Source organism: Lottiidibacillus patelloidae (assembly GCF_002262935.1).
Taxonomy (GTDB): Bacteria; Bacillota; Bacilli; order Bacillales; family SA5d-4; genus Lottiidibacillus; species Lottiidibacillus patelloidae.
Window position 1 is genome coordinate 16592 of sequence record NZ_NPIA01000009.1, and the last position, 14776, is coordinate 31367.

The following is a 14776-nucleotide window of genomic DNA, read 5'->3' on the forward strand; positions in this document are numbered from 1 at the left end:
CGTTTTCACTCTTTTAACTTTGCTATTATCCGATAGAACCTTCCATCTCGAACTTGATTAGACGGTTCATTTCAACTGCATATTCCATAGGTAATTCACGAGTGAATGGCTCAATGAAGCCCATTACGATCATTTCAGTTGCTTCTTGCTCTGAAATACCACGGCTCATTAAGTAGAATAACTGCTCTTCTGATACTTTCGATACTTTAGCCTCATGTTCAAGTGAGATATTGTCATTGAAAATCTCATTGTAAGGAATTGTATCTGAAGTAGACTCATTATCCATAATTAACGTATCGCACTCAACGTTTGAACGTGCACCTTCCGCTTTACGACCAAAGTGAACGATACCACGATAAGTAACTTTACCACCATGCTTCGAAATTGATTTAGAAACAATTGTTGAAGACGTATCTGGTGCTAAGTGAATCATTTTCGCTCCAGCATCTTGGTGTTGTCCTTTACCAGCTAATGCAATGGATAACGTTAAACCACGAGCTCCGCGACCTTTTAGGATTACCGCTGGATATTTCATTGTTAATTTAGAACCGATGTTACCATCAATCCATTCCATTGTTGCATTTTCTTCACAAACTGCACGCTTTGTCACTAAGTTAAATACGTTGTTCGCCCAGTTTTGAATTGTTGTATAACGGCAATAAGCATCCTTTTTAATTACGATTTCTACTACTGCACTGTGCAGAGAGTTTGTCGTATAAACTGGTGCTGTACATCCTTCTACGTAGTGTACAGAAGAACCTTCATCAGCAATAATTAGCGTACGCTCAAATTGCCCCATGTTCTCTGAGTTAATACGGAAGTATGCTTGTAATGGTGTATCACACTTAATACCTTTTGGTACGTAAATGAATGATCCACCTGACCAAACTGCTGAATTTAACGCTGAGAATTTGTTATCCGCTGGAGGAATAACTGTTCCAAAATGTTCTTTGAAAATCTCTTCGTTTTCTTTTAGTGCAGTGTCAGTATCTTTAAAAACGATACCTAAGTCTGTTAAGTCTTGTTTCATGTTATGATAAACAACTTCAGATTCATACTGTGCTGATACACCAGCTAAATACTTTTGCTCAGCTTCAGGAATTCCAAGTTTGTCAAACGTACGTTTAATTTCATCCGGAACTTCATCCCATGATTTCTCTGAACGCTCTGACGGCTTTACGTAATACGTAATTTCATCAAAATTTAATTCAGCCATATCGCCGCCCCATTGAGGCATAGGCATTTTATAAAATAGTTCTAATGATTTTAAACGGAAGTCGAGCATCCATTGTGGCTCAGCTTTCATTCTAGAAATTTCTTCAACGATTTCTTTCGTTAAACCTTTTTTAGAACGGAATATAGATACGTCTTTATCATGAAAGCCATATTTATAATCTCCGATTTCAGGCATTTTTTTCGCCATGCTAATTCCCTCCTAATTGTATTAAGAGAAAGTTCTCTTATCTACATTATTCTTCGTTCGTATCAATACCTTTTTCCATTGCTTTCCAAGCTAACGTTGCGCATTTAATTCGAGCGGGGAATTTGGCTACGCCTTGTAAAGCTTCAATATCACCAAGGTCTATATCATCATTATAATCTTTTCCAAGCATCATGTTCGAGAATATATCAGATAAGGCTAAAGCCTCTTCTACTGTTTTCCCTTTTACTGCTTGAGTCATCATTGATGCAGACGATAAGCTAATGGAACAACCTTCACCTTCAAATTTCGCATCGGTAATTTTCCCGTCTTCTACTTTAAGTTGTAGCTCGATACGATCTCCACAAGTTGGATTATTCATTTCTATAGAAACTCCATCTTCACCGATTTTTCCACGGTTACGAGGATTTTTGTAATGATCCATTATCACTTGGCGATACAATGTATCTAAATTATTATTCAAAGACATGACCGAAATACTCCTTTGTTTTTATGAGGTTTTCAACTAATGTGTCAACCTCTTCCTCTGTGTTGTATAAGTAAAAGCTTGCCCTTGCAGTGGCAGTTACGTTTAACCACTTCATTAGTGGTTGAGCACAATGGTGCCCTGCTCTAACAGCTATACCTTCAGCATCTAGTACTGTTGCAACATCATGAGGATGGACATCATCTAAGTTAAATGTCACAAGACCGGCACGTTCTTTCGGCCCGTAATATTCAAACCCATCAATTGTAGATAGTCGTTCAATCGCATAGTTTGCTAAATGATGTTCATGTTTGGCAATAGCATCTAAGCCTACTTGCTCTAAAAAGTCTATTGCCGCTCCAAGTCCGATTGCACCAGCGATAATTGGTGTTCCACCTTCAAACTTCCAAGGTAACTCTTTCCAAGTTGACTCTTGTAATCCTACAAAGTCAATCATTTCTCCACCAAATTCAACTGGTTCCATCGCTTCTAAAAGCTTCTTTTTCCCATAGAGTGCCCCAATACCTGTCGGCGCACCCATTTTATGCCCTGATAACGCGAAGAAGTCACAATCTAAATCTTGTACATCAATCTTCATATGTGGCGTGCTTTGCGCTCCGTCTACAACCATTACAGCACCATTTTTATGGGCAATTGCAGCAATATCTTTAATCGGGTTAATACAACCTAATACATTGGAAACATGCATTACTGAAACAATTTTTGTCTTTTCTGTTACAGTAGCTTCCACATCTGGTAAAGCAATTGTTCCATCTTTTTGTAGAGGGATATATTTTAACGTCGCACCAGTAGCCCTTGCCACTTGTTGCCATGGAATAATGTTACTATGGTGTTCCATCGGGGTAATGACAATTTCGTCACCTTCAGAAAGATTTCCTTTCCCATAGCTTTGGGCAACAATATTTAAAGCTGTTGTCGTACCGCGAGTAAAGATAATTTCTTCAGTAGCATTAGCATTAATGAACTTTCGAACCTTTTCACGGGCACCTTCATAGCCATCTGTAGCTAATGTTCCTAATGTATGCACACCACGGTGTACATTAGAATTATATTTCTTATAATAATTTGAAATGGCATCAATAACCTCAATTGGCTTTTGTGAAGTCGCAGCGCTGTCTAAGTATACAAGTGGTTTTCCGTTAACCTCTTGATCTAAGATGGGAAAATGCTTGCGAATTTGTTTAACATCCATTACTTAACTTTCCTTTCGATTACTTCCACTAGTCGTTCACGAACTGAATCGATTGCAAGTTCTTTTACAACTGGTGCAAGGAATCCACGAATAATTAAACGTTCTGCATCATTTTTGCTAATCCCACGGCTCATTAAGTAATAAAGTTGCATTTCATCCACTCTACCTACAGAAGCTGCGTGACCTGCTGTTACGTCATCTTCGTCAATTAGTAAAATTGGGTTTGCATCTCCACGAGCTTTTTCACTTAACATTAGTACACGTTGCGTTTGTTCTCCATTCGCTTTTTGTGCACCATGCTCGATTTTAGTAATACCATTGTATATCGAACTAGCTGAATCCTTCATAACACCATGGTTTAAGATGTTACTATCAGAATTTTTACCGTAATGGAATACTTGTGAAGTAAAGTTTTGCTTTTGTTCACCACGACCTACAGTAACTGTTTTAGTATCTGTATGTGATCCATCACCGTGTAAATGAATTGTATTATCAGAAATAGTGTTGCCGTCATTCATTTGCCCAAGAGCCCATTCAATTCTACCGTCACGACTAACGATTCCACGACGATAAATTAAAGCAGTAACATCTTTGCCGAATGTATCAACCGCTCCGAATAATACGCGGGCATTGTCTCCTGCATAAACCTCAGCGATAATGTTTGCTACAGCAGATGTATCTGCATTTGAAGTGTAGTTTTCAATATAAGTTACAGAGCTATTAGCTTCAGCAACAATAATGACATGATTAAATAATCCAGCGCCATCTGTTTCAATACTGTAAATAGCTTGAAGTGGTACATCTACTTCAACATTTTTAGGAACATATAGGAATGTTCCACCATTCATTAATGCTGCATGGAGCGCAGTCAATTTATTCTCATCGACTTTTACGCCATCCATTAAGTACTTTTGTACAAGTTCTCCATGGTTCTGAACAGCTTCTGCTAGACTTGTAAAGATAACACCTTTATCCTGAATTGTTTTTGACACGTTCGAATAAGAAAGTGTTGTATCACGATGAACAAGTACATTTGTACTTTCATTTTCTTCACCAATTAACCCTTGAATATCTGTAGGAAGCTCAGATAGTGAACTAACTGTTGCGCTTTTGATATCATGGTTAAATTGTGTGAAATTCCAATTATCTATTTTAGTTTTTTCCGGTTTAGGTAGTGGAAGTGTTTCCGCTCCTTGAATACCACGATCTCGGAGATCAGTTAGCCAGCTCGGCTCATTGTTCTTCTTTGAAAGCTCCGAAACGTATGCTGCGTCGTATTGATTTTTTGTATCTAATGACATAATAATCCTCCTTACCGCTTACGCTTCTTGTCCTACTGTTTCATCTTCAATGCCGAGTTCTTCTTTCACCCAATCGTATCCTTCTGCTTCTAAACGATGTGCTAATTCTGCACCACCAGATTTAACAATACGACCTTGCATCATTACATGAACGTGGTCAGGAGTAATGTAGTTTAATAAACGTTGATAGTGAGTAATAATTAAGCAACCGAAGTCATTGCCACGCATAGCATTTACTCCATTTGAAACTAATTTTAATGCATCGATATCTAAACCAGAGTCAATTTCATCTAAAATTGCAAACTTCGGCTCAATCATCATCATTTGAAGAATTTCATTACGCTTCTTTTCTCCACCTGAAAATCCTTCATTTAAATAACGTTGTGAAAAAGACTCATCCATTTCTAATTCAGCCATTTTCTCATCCATTTTACGGATAAACTTCATTAATGAAATTTCATCGCCTTCTTCGCGACGTGCGTTAATTGAAGAACGCAAGAAGTCAGCATTAGTTACACCTGAAACTTCACTTGGATATTGCATTGCTAAAAATAGACCAGCTTTTGCACGCTCATCTACTTCCATTTCTAAGATATCTTCGCCATCAACGAATACTTTACCTGAAGTAACTTCATAACGTGGGTGACCCATAATCGCTGAAGCTAACGTAGATTTACCTGTACCGTTAGGCCCCATGATTGCATGGATTTCTCCACCTTTTATTTCTAAATTAAATCCTTTAATAATTTCTTTACCATCAATTGAAACATGAAGATCTTCAATCTTTAAATGTGGTGTTGTCATTCCAATACCTCCATAACATCTTTATACATTATTTTAAATAGATTTCCTATTTGTCCATTCTCAATCTATTCTCATTCTAATCTTATACTATATTAAAACTGTAAGCAACAGATTGAAATTATTATTAACAATAAGGATAGTTTTAGCTATATGTAATCCCTTTAAACTTCGAAAAATAAGAAAAAACCAGTTAAAAAACTGGTTTTTCCTTTTATAAACCAATACGGTTAAATACATTGCGTTCTAATTCGGAAACAATTTGGCGGCTTTTTTTATAGTCTTGTTCGCGTTCTCGCTCCACTTGCATTCGGACATCCAACTTTTGCTTGTACTCCTCATATCCAAATCCATGTGTTTGATGCATAGCTTTCTCCATATCACCTGTGTAATTCAGGTCAAGATCGCTGATAGCGAATCAATCCTTTCTTGTCTTTATATTTAATACATAAATATACTAACACGCTCCAATTTTTACCACAAACAGGAATAACAATTGTTTTGCTAAATGATTCATCATTGGTACGTTGTAACACTCACTACCACTTTTAGTCTTACAATTGCTATAAAATACAATCTAATACTTCCATATCCTTCATTATTGCTGAATTGCTTGTCCTAATTTTTCAATTGATTTAATTCAGTTATAGACTCTTGTACTAAAGTAACAGCTTGACTCATCGCTGCTCCCCCACCAAATGCAGCTGTAACGCCTACTGCTTCTAAAATTTCTTCTTCACTTGCCCCATTATCCAGACATCCTTTAGTATGATAAATAATACAATATTCATCTTGTGAGTAGATACCTATTCCTAATGCAATTAAATGCTTTTCTTTCTTTGATAATTTTCCTTCTTTAAAACAAGCTTCTGTAAATGCATTATACTTACTTGCTATGTCTGGCATCTTCTGTGTAAAAGTACCTAGTCCTTCTTTATACTCGTGTAATGCAAGCTCCGTTGAATTTCGAAATTCTTCCATACTAATTCACTCCTTTTGCAATGTTTACAACGATTAGTATTCGTTTCTCCTTCCAACTCTATCCGAAAATAAAAAAAGAGAATGCAAAATCGCATTCTCCTCTCTGCATTATTGAATTAATCTTCTTCTCTTTCATCATGTTCGTCATCATCTTCATCTTCATCTTCATCTTCATCTTCATCTTCATCTTCTTCATCGTGATCCGAATCATCATGCTCGTCATCTCTATCCTCTTCGTCATTAGAGTGACCTGAATCATCAACAGTTCCGTTTACAGGATCACTACCTTCATCTTCATTTTTTCCCTTTTTTTTATCTTTTTTTTCCTTGTCTTTATTATCATCTTCACAATATTCTTCAAAATATTCTTCTTGTTCTTCTGTTAGTTGAAGTAAATTACTTAATGCTGTGCAATTTATCGGCGGAGCTTGACCTTCGCTTCCATCATTTTCATGATTTTCTTCATTTTCTTCGTTATCGCTTTTATCTTTTTCTTTATTTTTATCTTTATTATTGTCTTTTTCTTTATTGTTACCTTCATTTTCACGATCAGCTTTTTCTTGTTCTTGCTTTTCCTTCTTAAGCTTCTCAAGTAAAGCTATACGGTCTTTTAGTTCTTCTTTTAGAAGTTTCACAGGCTTTGTTTTCGCTTCATTAAGAGTTAAATTACTTCCCTTTTTATTTGCTTCCACAAGCGCAATATATCTTCCTAAAGATAGTCCTTTTCCATTCGCTTCTTCAAGCGCCTTCTTTTCTGCATGAACATACGTTACTTGCATCTGTGCAGTATCAGGTATGTTCGTGACTTGCTCCATTAGATTGCTTTCAAAGTTAGTATTGTTAGGACTATCAACAACTGTCGTAGCAATTAATAAATCTTTGTTTGTATTCAAATAGCCTTTTTCTTTTGCTATAACTAGTATATTGGCCATGAAATCTTGAACATTCATTTGTTCATACTTCTTTGGATTAGTGATCAACTCACTAGCATCATCATTGAGCATCTTTATCGAGAGTACTTGCATATCTTCGTTAATTGACACTTCAATACTAGGATTAATATCAACACTAATAATTGCCATAACCTTGTTATTTGTAGAGACTAGTGGATAAAATTGTGTCGCTAACACTGTTATTAGTACCATCATTGCGGCTAATGCTACTTTTGGGAACAGGTGAATTGACCAGGCAGGATTCGTTTTCGTTTCAACATTCGGCAATAATAACTCTTCTCCGATTATCGGATTTTTCCCTTTTGGGAAAGTTATTTTCTCAAATGTTCCGTCTGGTTTTAAAATTACTGCTTTTTGTTTTTTAACTTCCATAACTATTCCGCGCTCCATTTTAGTCCTCCTTTCCTACTTATAATCGATATACGAAGCTAAGGCAGTAAACTTGCCGATATATATTAACGCTATCGCTATGATATATTTTCGATTACGTTCAATCGTTTTTCGACTGCAGTCGACGTGCTCTAATAAGTCTTTAATCGGCAACTGTTTTCGCTCTAATAAATAATTCGAAAACACTTCTGATTTTGCGACCATTTTAGCAATATTAATTGCATTTTCTCTTGCATCGATATGTTTTGGACATTCCTTACTTAAAACAGCAAAGGAAATTTTAAAGTCTATTAGCATATTGCGATATTCTTCAATTTCATGCATTCGCATCTCTGCTTGCTTTTCTTGGTCATATTGATCTAGTGCTGCTTTTTTCTCCGCATAACTTTCCTCACTACGATCTTCGTCCTCATTTTCATCTCGCTCTAAATAAATATTGCGATTTTGTCGCTCTTCTTTTCGGATATGGTCGATTAATCTGCGTTGAATTACCATGTTTGCAAATGTTAAAAACTTAGCACCTTGGTCATCTGTATATTGATCTATCGCTTCATTGAAAGCTAGTAAACCGATACTATATTCATCCATAGAATCATTAATGTATCGCTTACATACTTTGGAAGCAACCTTCTTAATAAAAGGTCGGTATTGCTGGATAAAATCATTTCGTAAATCTTCATTACCTTTTTGTATTTCTTTTATTTTATTTTCTACGGCTTTATCTTTTAAGCCACTTATAATTGATTTAATGTTGATTGAACTCATTTTTACACCTCAATTCCTCTCTAATGTCAGAGGATGCATTTATCAAAAGTATAACTAGTACAAATAGTTATATCATGAAAAACACTCAATTTATGATACATTTTATTTACAATTTGTATAATTGTTTTATTTTTGTAAAGAAAAATATATTTTCTTACTTTATATCTATAATTTACCTTAAACCAATAACTTAGGAAACTAATAAATATATTGTTATCATTTCTATTATAATAAAGATTACTCTAAACTTAATCATTAAATGCAAAAAAGCTTGGATCATTAGCCCAAGCCTTGTAGATTTTTTATACAATTATTCAACGATTAATTTTGCTGTCATTTCCATATGGCCTGTTCCGCAAGCAATGCTACAGCGGATGATATATTCACCAGGCTCTAGATTCGCACTGTCAGTACCTTCTCCTTGAATATTAATATCTGTTCCATCAATCGTAATCCCGTGGTGACCGGTTGTGTTTTTTAAAGCGATTGTGATATCACCTGCTTTTGCATGATATTCATCTTGATTAAAGTCCCAATTGCTTGCTTCAATCGTAACATCTGCTTCTTTGTTAGAATCACTACCTCCACATGCTGCTAAACCTAACGTAAACATCGAAATTAATGCAAATATTAAAAGTTTTTTCATTTTCTTTTCCCCCTAAAATTAATAATATTTTATTATTTTTTACCACAAGTTATTAAACCCTGGTGACCCTGGAGGAGCATGTTCAATCATATTTATCACTGGGATTGTATAGGCAACCAAAATTAAAAATACCGTTACCCCAATCCACAACTTCCAATTTTCTAATAATGCTGGAGCTTTTTCAGATTCTGCCGCAGCTTCACCAATTGGAAACTCTTCTGATCCTTTTGGAGCAAAAAATGCTAAATAGCTTAATAAACCTAGCAATAAGATGATTGCAATAAATAAGATCGATCCACCGACAGCCATTGCAACTTTATAGGACATCCAACCGACAGCATCTGGGTGATCGCCGTATGTTGTGTAAGCAGTTCGTCTTGGTGCTCCAAACAAGCCAACGACATGCATTGCACCGGACATAAAGAACATTCCTATAGCCCACAAAATGGTTTGGATATTTCCAAAAAGGTGTACCTTTTTCGGAAGTGTCCTTCCTGTTAAGTGTGGAATTAACCAATAGGAAATTCCGAAAAATGTTAAGGCAACGGAAGAAGCTACTGTTAAATGGAAATGACCTGTAACCCAAAGTGTATTATGAACAACTTGATTCATTTGGTTACTTGCATTAATGATTCCCCCAGCTCCTGCAGGGATAAAGATTAACATTCCAACCATTGGTGCAAAAAATCTTGCATCTTTCCACGGTAACTTTTTAAACCATCCGAATAATCCTTTTGCGCCTTTGGGTCGACCAGTCAATTCAAAAGTTGCAAACAGTGAGAAAGCCGTCATTAATGATGGGATAATTACCATGAATGTAAGTACTACTTGTAGGAACTTCCAAAATGGCGAAATTCCCGATTCTAATAGTTGATGATGAAACCCAACTGGTATTGAAAACAGTAAAAACATTACAAAAGATAGTCTTGCTAATGCATCACTAAAAATCTTTCCACCAATAATTTTGGGAATAATGACATACCAGCAGATGTATGCAGGTAATAACCAGAAATAAACTAGTGGGTGCCCAAAGTACCAGAACAGCGTTCGACTTAACAAAATATTAATCGTATCAACCCAGCCAAACGACCATGGAATAAATTGCAGAAGGACAGAAGCTGCAACTCCTAACGTTGCGATTAGCCATAACAGCATTGTAATTACCGCCATAAAGCTAAGTAATGGAGATATCTCTCCTTTGTTTTCCTTCTTCCAATGATAGTATTGTTGGAAAATAGCAAATCCAGATAACCAGCTTCCGACAACTAGTAATGTAAGTGCAACATAAAACCAAGGTGACGCTTGTAATGGCGCATAAAATGTATAGAGTACAGTCGCTTTATTCAGTAAAACTAAAATAACTCCTAAAATAGTTCCCGCTGTCATTAGTAAAAAACCAGACCAACCTAGTCGTCTTGCTTTTACTGTCAGCGTTCCTGTTGTTTTACTTAGCCCAGCAATTAAAAAACCAATAATAAAAAAAGTAGTAAAGACTAGGCCAAGCAAAACACCGTGTGCAGTTAATAGTTGATAATATCCAATTCCAGCGGGCAATGTGATGGATCCACTTCTAACTAGTGTTTGAAGTAAGCCAGCAACTGCGCCTAAAAATAATGCGACAAAGGCTATAACTAAGTGGACTAGACTTAGATGAGCATCTTGACGGCTTATTGCTTTTTCGATCATTGTTCAACCACCTCAATTCTTGCACTCATCGCTTGATGGCCAATGCCACAATATTCATTGCATAAAATGAGATATTCGCCAACCTCATTAAAAGTATGCGTTATTTTATTAACGTGTCCCGGTGTAATCATCATGTTTACATTCGTATGTGGAATTGCAAAGCCATGAACAACATCCTTACTAGTTACGATGAATGTCACCGTTGCACCTTTTGGTATCTTCACATTTCCTGGTGTAAAAGCAAAAGCTTCAGAAATCATGACAAGTTCATATTTCTTTTCCCCAACTTTAAAAAGACCTGGATTATTAAAAGGTGCTGTTTCATTTACTTTTTGTGGATCTAATGTTTCATGTGCACTTGGTGGAGCATGCCCTCCTGCAAACGCACTTACTCCGACAATGGTTAAAAATAGTACAAGTGCACTAATGCCGATGGTCAGCCATATTTTTTCATATTTATGAAAATGCATATCCTTTCCCCCTACTAACAACTACATTCTTGAGATAAACAAGAAATAGACGGTCAACCACGATAGAACAATAAAACCTCCTAAAGCTAAAACCGACAAAAATGTACCTTTCAATTTCTTGTCATTTTCACTTTTCACTTCAATATTTGTTTTCTCTGATAATTTAGTAAGCTTATTTTCCATTTCCTAGCTCCCTTCTTTTATTGCTTATTGTCATTGTAGGTGAGATAAAAGTTTTATTCTGTGAGGAAAATCACGCTTAAAGAATTAAATGAAAGAATTAAAAAAGCTTATGATGAATAATCATCATAAGCGGCATATACTTGCGGGACATCCTTCGCAATGGCAAATTTCTTTTAAATATTCTAAGTTTAATATTGTTAAGTAACCATTTTTATAGTCAATCGCTTTATCCTTTTTTAATTGGCTTAGCATTCTGTTAACTGTTTCTCTCGTAGAACCAATTAAGCTTGCTATTTCAATATTGGTAAAGCGTTTATTAATTACAATTTTACTACCTGTTTGTTCTCCAAACGTATTTGTCATCCGAATTAACGTAGATGCTAACGCTCCATTTTTCCCAAAAAACATTAAATCTCTTAGTTTTAACTGTGTAAATTTTTGCATATGGCCCATCCAACTAATAAACTCAATGGCCACATCACCGTTCTGCCAGAGGAGGGATTCTAAATCTTCTCTTTGAATAACACCTACTTCACACTCAGTCAAAGCTTCAGCACTAAAGGTACATACTTGATCTTTGGAGCGGTCCATTTCTCCAAACAAATCACCAGGTTGAAAATAATATAAACTTAAATCTTTTCCATCATCTGTCATTTTCGTTAATCTCACAGTTCCGCTTACTAAATAGTATAATTTCTCTGCCTTATCGCCTTCCCAGTATAAATATGAATCTTTCTCAACCTTTTGCTTATACATGATTAACTCTAACTTTTGAAATGAATCGTTGGAAAATGATAATGTATTATGTTTAAAGTTCTCTGCCTGATTTAATGGACATGGTGTACTCATATAAAACCCCTCCTCCGTATGCTTAAGTACAATTATACAGAAGTTCAGCATTATATATGTGACATAAATCACACAAATTATTCAACTCATATAAAAAAGGTGTGAGAAATGTAACAGAAGCTTAAACATTTATCCTATATGATTACATTATAAATTCTTTGAGAGGGGGTACATAAATGCTTACAGGTGTTATATTAGCTGGAGGGAAAAATGATAAGATAAAAGGTCGGTTAAAACCCTTGATACCAATGGGAAATACTATTTTATTATTCATTCAAATTAAAGAAATGCGCAAGATATGCAATGAAATTATTTTAGTAACGAATGAGCCGAGAAAGTATTTACCTTACTTGCCTAGTGATGTCAGGGTCATAACTGATTATTATAAAGACGTTGGTCCGATAGCAGGTATCCATGCAGCATTGAGTTTGTCAAAAAATGAAAACATATGGGTTGTCGGAAATGGAATGCCTTTTATCTCATTTAAAGTTGCTTTAATTATGATGAAACACAGTAATAACACCACAAACTTAGCTGTTATACCAACAAAGAATCTCCAACCGTACTTGCTTCATAGTATATGGAATAAAAACGCTTTATCATTGATCGAATACACGATTGAAGAATATAAGGGTGACTACACAAAATTAGTTTGCCATCAACATATTCACCCTATTTACGAAGCTACATTAATAAATGATTATAAATTGGATACTTCCTTTTTATATACGATTGATACTACAGGTGACTATAAGAAAGCGATGGATATCCTATTGCAAAGGAATTTAAATTTTATTAGTTCCTAAAAAAACAGCCACGACCGTCGTCGTGGCTTAATCTTTACTCTGCTTTTAATAAGCTATATAAATAATCGACAGATTGAAAGGCGTAAACTTTTTCTTTCACTGTACCTTCAGAAAAAACAATGAGACATGGAACACTTTCAATATTATATGCACTGGCAATTTCTGAAGCTGTATTTATATTGCATGATGCGATTTTCATATTTGGGAGCGTCATTTCAACTATTTCTAACATTCGTCTTCCAACTTTGCACGTTCCGCATAGTGGTGTATGAAAAAATATTGCACTTTTTTCTTTTTTCACATAGTCTAAAATTTCATTTGGTTCAATTTCATTCACTTATATTCTACTCCTTAACTAACCCTTCAATCATAATAAAGCGATCATCCTTTGGCGTTGGATTTCCTCGCCCGTCTTTATTACTCGTTATAATGTATGTTTTCTTATTTTCAATGTAAATATCTCGAATTCTTCCTACACCCGAGAAAAGTGATTCGACTGTTTTCTCCTCAACATTAAATGCAAGGATTTGCGATCCCCTTAACGTAGCGACATATAATTCTCCATTTTTATAAAACATACCTGCTGGCGCCCATGTTTTACTCCCAGAATGAAATAAAGGAGTTATCATTTTAGGTCTCTTTTCATTGCCTTTAATAATTGGCCAGCCATAGTTACCACCTGGAACTATTTCGTTTATTTCATCAAAACCAATTGGTCCATGCTCACTTGCATAAAGCTTCGTTCCCGTTTCATTCCATGCAAGACCTTGGGGATTACGATGACCATACGAATATACATATGATCCTCGGTATGGATTATCGTTAGGAACTTGTCCATTTAAAGTCATTCGTAGAATTTTCCCTGCAAGACTATTTAGATTTTGCGCACTATTTTTTTGCGCAGCATCTCCTGTTGTAACATAAAGCATGCCATCTGGACCTATTTTTATTCTACCACCATTATGAATAACCGCTCCAGGAATTCGGTCTAATAATGTAGCTGTTTCAATCCATTCATTTGCTCTTCTTTCTACTTTTGCTACAGAATTAAAGATACTACTTCCATCTATGTAAGTATAATAAATAAAACCTTCATTTGTGGAAGATGGCGCGAGCTGAAAACCAAGCAAGCCACCTTCTCCTTGTTGTGATAATTGTTTTTTAAAGTTAACTTTCAGCCGGCTTACATTGTTCCCGGAATTTTCAACAATAAAACCTGCTCGTTCTGTTATATAAAATGTATTACCGACCTTGGCTATTTCCCATGGTACTTGGAGGTTGGTTATTACATTTCTTTGTTGTTGTGGCAAAACATGATTTGGGAAGGTTGTTAGAAATAGTAGTGTAATCACTAGTAATTTTAGCTTCATATTATATCCCCTTACATGTAATAAGTTTTATTTACTAGAAAATTCGCAGATAAGAGCAAGCGTGCTAAATATTCAAATGGCGTTGTCGCTACCTCACGATACATTTTATCAATATATAAATGTTCCGCATTAGGAAACTCATGCAAAAGTTGTTTGCGGAGTTTTGCTCCCGCATCATCTGCATCTGTTAATATATAAACATCTTTACCTTCTAGTTCATCAAAAAGTTCCTCTAATTTATCTATGCTTAATGTACCGTTCGTACAGATAATTTTTACTGGTTCGTTGATCAGTTTCTCTAGTCGTTTTTTATCCGACTTCCCCTCGACAACGATTACTTTTTCTTCATGAGAAATCATAGAAAGCTCCCCTTAACGAGATAAAATTATGTTTTATTATTAGCTAGTGTATGCAAATTTATTGATGATGACTTACCATTTGTCTACAAAACAAAA

At 35.5% G+C, this 14776-nt stretch carries 18 protein-coding genes; 1 reads left to right on the top strand and 17 read right to left on the bottom strand.

All coding sequences use genetic code 11. The features are described 5' to 3' along the window. Window positions 1-25: 25 nt before the first annotated feature. From sufB to CIB95_RS14180, 14 genes are all read right to left on the bottom strand, one after another. Window positions 26-1423 (bottom strand): Fe-S cluster assembly protein SufB, encoded by a 1398-nt coding sequence (gene sufB / locus CIB95_RS14115; protein ID WP_094926200.1) that lies wholly within the window; start codon window positions 1421-1423, stop codon window positions 26-28. A gap of 46 nt (window positions 1424-1469) precedes the next feature. Continuing rightward, window positions 1470-1910 (bottom strand): Fe-S cluster assembly sulfur transfer protein SufU, encoded by a 441-nt coding sequence (gene sufU / locus CIB95_RS14120; protein WP_094926202.1) that lies wholly within the window; start codon window positions 1908-1910, stop codon window positions 1470-1472. Continuing rightward, window positions 1897-3120, bottom strand: a complete 1224-nt coding sequence (locus CIB95_RS14125) for a cysteine desulfurase (protein WP_094926203.1) — start codon at window positions 3118-3120, stop codon at window positions 1897-1899. Before CIB95_RS14125 ends, sufU begins: the two co-directional genes overlap by 14 nt. Beyond that, entirely contained in the window at window positions 3120-4421 is a 1302-nt protein-coding gene (gene sufD / locus CIB95_RS14130; protein ID WP_094926205.1) for a Fe-S cluster assembly protein SufD, read from the bottom strand. Before sufD ends, CIB95_RS14125 begins: the two co-directional genes overlap by 1 nt. An 18-nt stretch (window positions 4422-4439) precedes the next feature. Continuing rightward, on the bottom strand, window positions 4440-5225 hold the full coding sequence (gene sufC, locus CIB95_RS14135; protein WP_094926206.1) for a Fe-S cluster assembly ATPase SufC: 786 nt from the start codon (window positions 5223-5225) through the stop codon (window positions 4440-4442). Window positions 5226-5436: 211 nt separating this feature from the next. Continuing rightward, the gene (locus CIB95_RS14140) at window positions 5437-5589 is read right to left on the bottom strand and encodes a hypothetical protein (protein WP_332893361.1); all 153 of its coding nucleotides are present in this window, start codon (window positions 5587-5589) and stop codon (window positions 5437-5439) included. A gap of 251 nt (window positions 5590-5840) precedes the next feature. Next, window positions 5841-6203: a carboxymuconolactone decarboxylase family protein gene (locus CIB95_RS14145; protein ID WP_094926210.1), complete on the bottom strand. Its 363-nt coding sequence runs from the start codon at window positions 6201-6203 to the stop codon at window positions 5841-5843. Between the two features lie 116 nt (window positions 6204-6319). Next, entirely contained in the window at window positions 6320-7546 is a 1227-nt protein-coding gene (locus CIB95_RS14150) for an anti-sigma factor domain-containing protein (RefSeq protein ID WP_094926212.1), read from the bottom strand. Window positions 7547-7561: 15 nt separating this feature from the next. Further along, window positions 7562-8311 (bottom strand): RNA polymerase sigma-I factor, encoded by a 750-nt coding sequence (gene sigI, locus CIB95_RS14155; protein WP_094926214.1) that lies wholly within the window; start codon window positions 8309-8311, stop codon window positions 7562-7564. Window positions 8312-8621: 310 nt separating this feature from the next. Further along, a complete protein-coding gene (locus CIB95_RS14160) occupies window positions 8622-8957 on the bottom strand; it encodes a cupredoxin domain-containing protein (RefSeq protein ID WP_094926216.1) in 336 nt (111 codons plus the stop codon). A 39-nt stretch (window positions 8958-8996) separates the two neighbouring features. Continuing rightward, the gene (locus tag CIB95_RS14165) at window positions 8997-10643 is read right to left on the bottom strand and encodes a b(o/a)3-type cytochrome-c oxidase subunit 1 (protein WP_094926218.1); all 1647 of its coding nucleotides are present in this window, start codon (window positions 10641-10643) and stop codon (window positions 8997-8999) included. After that, a complete protein-coding gene (locus tag CIB95_RS14170) occupies window positions 10640-11113 on the bottom strand; it encodes a cytochrome c oxidase subunit II (RefSeq protein WP_094926220.1) in 474 nt (157 codons plus the stop codon). The genes CIB95_RS14165 and CIB95_RS14170 overlap by 4 nt, the downstream gene beginning before the upstream one ends. Before the next feature lie 21 nt (window positions 11114-11134). After that, window positions 11135-11296, bottom strand: coding sequence for a cytochrome c oxidase subunit 2A (locus CIB95_RS14175; RefSeq protein ID WP_094926222.1), 162 nt, complete (start codon window positions 11294-11296; stop codon window positions 11135-11137). Between the two features lie 123 nt (window positions 11297-11419). Continuing rightward, entirely contained in the window at window positions 11420-12145 is a 726-nt protein-coding gene (locus tag CIB95_RS14180; protein WP_094926224.1) for a Crp/Fnr family transcriptional regulator, read from the bottom strand. A gap of 176 nt (window positions 12146-12321) precedes the next feature. Here CIB95_RS14180 and CIB95_RS14185 point away from each other — a divergent pair, with 176 nt between their 5' ends. Next, window positions 12322-12951, top strand: a complete 630-nt coding sequence (locus CIB95_RS14185) for an NTP transferase domain-containing protein (protein WP_094926226.1) — start codon at window positions 12322-12324, stop codon at window positions 12949-12951. 34 nt (window positions 12952-12985) lie between these two features. On the opposite strand, the gene CIB95_RS14190 is transcribed toward CIB95_RS14185, so the two are convergent. Genes CIB95_RS14190 through CIB95_RS14200 form a run of 3 tightly spaced genes read right to left on the bottom strand, consistent with a single transcriptional unit; the run spans window position 12986 to window position 14680 of the window. Beyond that, entirely contained in the window at window positions 12986-13288 is a 303-nt protein-coding gene (locus CIB95_RS14190; protein WP_094926228.1) for a thioredoxin family protein, read from the bottom strand. A gap of 7 nt (window positions 13289-13295) precedes the next feature. Next, window positions 13296-14321, bottom strand: coding sequence for a PQQ-dependent sugar dehydrogenase (locus CIB95_RS14195; protein WP_094926229.1), 1026 nt, complete (start codon window positions 14319-14321; stop codon window positions 13296-13298). A gap of 11 nt (window positions 14322-14332) precedes the next feature. Beyond that, entirely contained in the window at window positions 14333-14680 is a 348-nt protein-coding gene (locus CIB95_RS14200; protein ID WP_198949211.1) for a toprim domain-containing protein, read from the bottom strand. Window positions 14681-14776 lie beyond the last annotated feature (96 nt).